This is a genomic window from Sphaerotilus sp., from assembly GCF_041083715.1.
In the GTDB taxonomy this organism is placed as follows: domain Bacteria; phylum Pseudomonadota; class Gammaproteobacteria; order Burkholderiales; family Burkholderiaceae_C; genus Sphaerotilus.
This window is the reverse complement of sequence record NZ_JBFPGY010000413.1, coordinates 1-4,665: the sequence shown is the minus strand read 5'-3', so window position 1 is coordinate 4,665 and position 4,665 is coordinate 1. Positions and strand designations below refer to the sequence as shown.

Genomic DNA, 4,665 nt, shown 5'->3' with positions numbered 1-4,665 from the left:
TTCGGCTCCAGTGGGAGCAGGGTCGGCTGTCGCTGACACCGTGACACGGCTGGGGCTACCATGGACCGGATCCAGGACACGAGGAGTGCAGCCATGACATCCCTGGCGATACAGTGCGGCGGCTGGCTGCTGTTGCTGGCCGGTTCCGCCTCGGCGCAATACAAGCTGGTCGGCCCGGATGGCCGGGTCACCTACACCGACCGGCCACCCGCAGGCGCCGCGGCCCGTCCGCCGGGTGCCGCCAACGCGGCGACGACCCCCGCGGCCGAGCTGCCGTACACGCTGCGGCAGGCCACCGTGCGCTACCCGGCCACGTTCTATGCCGCGCCGAACTGCGGCCCCTGCGACAGCGCCCGTGCGCTGCTGCGGCAACGTGGCATTCCCGTGCGCGAGTTCAGCATCGACCGCGCCGAGGACGTGGCCGAACTGCAGCGCCGCGAAGGCCGCATCGAGCTGCCCATCCTGCGCCTGGGCGCCCAGCGCCTGCAGGGCTTCGAGGCCGGAGACTGGCAGGCCACGCTCGACGCGGCCGGCTATCCGCGCACCTCGCAGCTGCCGCCGAACTGGCGTGCCGCACCGGCTCAGCCGCTGGTGGCGGTCGAAGCGGAGGTCACCCCGTCGCGCGAGGCGGGTGTTTCCGCCGGGCGCCCGGCTGCGGTGGCGCCTGTGTTGCCGGCGGCCTCCGGCAGTTTCCGTTTCTGACGCAGGGACGTCCCGCGCCTCGGGCGTTGCAGGGCTTGCCAGTCGACCAGTCGGTTCAGGGGCCGGGCTGGTCCGTATTCCGGATTGTTGCCACGCGCCCGTCACAAGGCACCGTTACCGTGCAGCCTGTCTTTACACAGGAGCAACGAATGCAACGGTCATTCCTTGGCGCAGCGCTCGCCGCATCGCTGGTCATGTACGGGTGCGGATCGGATACCCCGCTGGTCACGGAGTCGACCCCCGCGGCGACACCGAAGAACGTCCTGTTCTTCCTGGGCGATGGCTACGGCATCGTTCCGATGACCGCTGCGCGCATCTACGCCGCCGGCGAGGACGGCGAGCTGGAGATCGACAAGCTGCCTGAGACCGCCTTCGTCAAGACCTACTCGCTGGATGCGCAGGTCACCGACAGCGCGCCGTCGATGGCCGCCTACATGACCGGGGTGAAGACCCGCAATGAAGTCCTGGCGATGGACGGCGACACGCTGGCCGTCGCGCCAGGCAAGGACGCCGCCACCGGCGTGAGCAACGCCGACAACAAGTGCCCAGCCACCGGCAACGGCCAGGCGTCCGCGACGCTGCTGGAACTGGCGATCGCCAAGGGCCTGGGCACCGGCGTGGTCTCGACCGCCCGGCTGACCCACGCGACGCCGGCCGCCACCTACGCCCACGTCTGCCACCGCAACGCCGAATACGAGATCGCGCGCCAGGCCGTGCCCGGCGGCGCCGGCTACAACAACGCGCTGGGCAACGGCGTGGACGTGCTGATGGGCGGCATCAGCCAGTACTGGCGCCCGTACAACGCCACGACGAACAAGGCGGGTCGCCCCGACGGGCGTGACCTGGTGGCCGAACTCCAGGGCAAGGGCTATGCCTATGCCAGCGACCTGGCCAGCTTCAATGCCGTGCCGACCGCGGCGGGCACCCGTCTGATCGCGCTGTTCGACCAGGCGCTGAGCGAAGGGCACATGTCCTACGAACTCGACCGCGATTCGGCCAAGGAGCCGAGCCTGGCCGAGATGACCACCAAGGCCATCGACGTGCTGGCGGCCAAGGGCAAGGGCTACTTCCTGATGGTCGAAGGTGGCCGCATCGACCACGCGCTGCACGGCACCAACGCCGCCCGTGCGCTGGCCGACGCCAAGGCCTTCGACGATGCGATCAAGGCCGGCATCGCCCGCGCGAAGCTGACTGATCCGGAGCTGAAGAACACCCTGATCGTCGTCACCGCCGACCACGACCACACGATGGTGATGAACGGCTACTCGGCGCTGGCCGGCAAGACGACCGCCACCAACCCTGGCATCCTGGGCCTGATGCGCGACTACGCCGCACCGACGACCCCGGCGCTGGATGCGGACGGCAAGCCCTTCACCACGCTGGTCTTCGGCAATGGCGAAAACCGCGTGGCCGGCAACCGCAGCGCGATGACCGCCCTGACCGATGCCGTCGTGTCGGGCAAGGGCTACCACCAGGAAGCCGTGATCCAGACCGGTGTCGGCGGCGAAACCCACGGCGGCGGCGATGTGTTCCTCGGCGCCACCGGACTCGGCGCGGACCTCTTCCACGGGGTCATCGACAACACCGCGGTGTTCAAGCTCGTCCGCCAGGCCGTCGGCCTGTGAACCGCGACCGATCAGGAGTCCTACGCATGAACAAGCACACGCACCACATCCTGGCCGCCGCGATCGCGGTGGCGCTGGCCCCGGCCGCCTACGCCGCCGGCGAAGCCAAGAACGTCATCTTCTTCCTGGGCGACGGCATGGGCCCGGTCACGACGACGGCCACCCGCCTGAAGTACGTCAAGGAAGAAGGCTCGCTGGCGATGGACAAGCTGCCGTACACGGCCCGTGTCAAGACCTACTCGCTGGATGCCCAGACGACGGACAGCGCACCGTCGATGGCGGCCTACATGACCGGCGTGAAGATGCGCAACGACGTGATCTCGATGGACGGTGCGACCCAGGCGCTGGCCTACAAGCCCACCGCCGACGCCGTCACCAAGGTGGCCAGCGCGGTCAACAACTGCCCGGCCACCGGCAACGGTGCGCCATCTGCCACGCTGCTCGAACTGGCCATCAAGCAGGGCAAGGCCACTGGCTCGGTGACCACCGCCCGCCTGACCCACGCCACGCCGGCCGCCACCTACGCCCACATCTGCCACCGCGATGCCGAGTACGACATCGCGCGCCAGGCCGTGCCGGGCGGCGCTGGATTCAACAGCGCGCTGGGCACGGGTGTCGACGTGCTGATGGGGGGCATCAGCTACTACTGGCGGCCGTACAACGCGACCTCGACGCCGCGCGGCCGGCCGGACGGCCGCGATCTGGTGGCCGAGCTGCAGGCCAAGGGCTACACCTTCGTCAACGACCTGCCGAGCCTGACGGCGGCACCCGTTGCCGCGGGCACCAAGCTCATCGGTCTGTACGACCAGGCGCTGTCGCAAGGCCACATGTCCTACGACCTCGACCGCGACCCGGCCAGGGAGCCGAGCCTGACGCAGATGACCACCAAGGCCATCGACATCCTGTCGAAGAACAGCAAGGGCTTCTTCCTGATGGTCGAAGGCGGCCGCATCGACCACGCGCTGCACGGCAGCAACGCCGCCCGTGCGCTGGCCGACACCAAGGCCTTCGACGACGCCATCCAGGCAGCGATCGACAAGGTCAGGACCTTCGATCCGGAATTGAAGGACACGCTGATCGTCGTCACCGCCGACCACGACCACACCATGGCGTTCAACGGCTACGGCAAGCGTGGCACCGACATCCTCGGCCTGAACATCAACTACGCCACCGGCACCCCCAGCACCGATGCCAACGGTGTCAACTACACGACGCTGGTGTTCGGCAACGGATCCAACCGGGTCGATGTGCGCAACAACCTCGATCCGGCGGTCGTCGCCGGCAAGGAGTACCTGCAGGAAGTGGCGATCCGCCGCGGCACGCCGGGCTCCGAAACGCACGGCGGCGGCGACGTGATGCTGTTCGCCACGGGCGCCGGGGTGGCCTCGAAGACCTTCAAGGGCACGATCGACAACACCAAGGTCTTCAGCCTGGTGAAGTCGGCGGCGGGCTACTGAGATGGAACGCATGCTGCAACGCACGTTGGGTGCGGTGGGTCTGGTGTGCGTCGGATGGGCCTCGGCGGCCGGTCCGGCTGCCGCGCCAGCCAAGGCGGCGGCCTGGGCCGACGTCGATGCGCTCGTCAGCTACGAGACCCGGCAGGTCCTGGCCTCGGGGGTCACGCGGGTCGATGTCTGGCAGGAGCGGCTGGTGCGGCGCGCCGATCAGGTGTGGACCGAGCGTGTGCTGCCGGAGAGCGCAGCGCACATCCACGCGCATGAGTCGGCCGCGGAACACCACGGCCACCAGCACCTCAACGCCGATACCTCGGCGCGCTGGCTGCGCCTCGATGCCAAGGGCGCACCGGAGCTGAAGCTGGTGGACCGGGAAAACCGGGTGGTGGTCGCCGTTCCGGTGGCAGAGTTCTCCACCGTGTCGTTCGACGGTCGGTTCGATGCTGCGGCCACCATCGTGCCGTCGGCCGTGGTCAAGGCCATGCAGCCGCAGGGCAAGCCGGTGGCCGAAGGGCAGTGGTATGGCGAGCGCAACCAGGGCTGGTCGCACCGCGTGCTGTGGTCGGATGCGGCGCAACTGGCCCTGCGCGTCGAGTCGCAGCGCGACGACGGCACGCTGCAGCGCAAGGTGACGGTGCGTCTGCTGCCCGCATCTGCCACGCGCGGCGCGTTGCCATGGCAGTCGCTGGCAGGCTACATCCCCAAGTCCTATGACGAGTTCATGGACTGACGAGCCATCTGGATGGCCTGTTGCATCGACGGCCCGCCAAGGTGGCCTGCAGCGGACAATGTCGCCCTGTTTTCCAATCCGACAGGGCGACGCCATGACCACAGACCTCCGATTCCCGTCCCGTGCTCCGTTCGGCCGTTGGTTGGCGGCTGGT

General features: G+C 68.8%; 4 protein-coding genes. All 4 read left to right on the top strand.

Translation table 11 applies throughout. From position 1 onward, the window contains the following. Positions 1 to 93: 93 nt before the first annotated feature. The 4 genes from AB3X43_RS19305 (at position 94) to AB3X43_RS19290 (ending at position 4,511) form a co-directional block, all read left to right on the top strand. Positions 94 to 702, top strand: a complete 609-nt coding sequence (locus AB3X43_RS19305; protein WP_369431501.1) for a glutaredoxin family protein — start codon at positions 94 to 96, stop codon at positions 700 to 702. 149 nt (positions 703 to 851) lie between these two features. Beyond that, complete coding sequence (locus tag AB3X43_RS19300; RefSeq protein WP_369431500.1) at positions 852 to 2,327, top strand: alkaline phosphatase; 1,476 nt, start codon at positions 852 to 854, stop codon at positions 2,325 to 2,327. Between the two features lie 26 nt (positions 2,328 to 2,353). After that, on the top strand, positions 2,354 to 3,784 hold the full coding sequence (locus AB3X43_RS19295) for an alkaline phosphatase (RefSeq protein ID WP_369431499.1): 1,431 nt from the start codon (positions 2,354 to 2,356) through the stop codon (positions 3,782 to 3,784). 10 nt (positions 3,785 to 3,794) lie between these two features. Continuing rightward, on the top strand, positions 3,795 to 4,511 hold the full coding sequence (locus tag AB3X43_RS19290; protein ID WP_369431498.1) for a hypothetical protein: 717 nt from the start codon (positions 3,795 to 3,797) through the stop codon (positions 4,509 to 4,511). Positions 4,512 to 4,665 lie beyond the last annotated feature (154 nt).

Bases quoted from the DNA above. Each gene is read 5' to 3' on its own strand.
- AB3X43_RS19305 (WP_369431501.1), top strand. From the start codon at position 94: ATGACATCCCTGGCGATACAGTGCGGCGGCTGGCTGCTGTTGCTGGCC.
- AB3X43_RS19300 (WP_369431500.1), top strand. From the start codon at position 852: ATGCAACGGTCATTCCTTGGCGCAGCGCTCGCCGCATCGCTGGTCATG.
- AB3X43_RS19295 (WP_369431499.1), top strand. From the start codon at position 2,354: ATGAACAAGCACACGCACCACATCCTGGCCGCCGCGATCGCGGTGGCG.
- AB3X43_RS19290 (WP_369431498.1), top strand. From the start codon at position 3,795: ATGCTGCAACGCACGTTGGGTGCGGTGGGTCTGGTGTGCGTCGGATGG.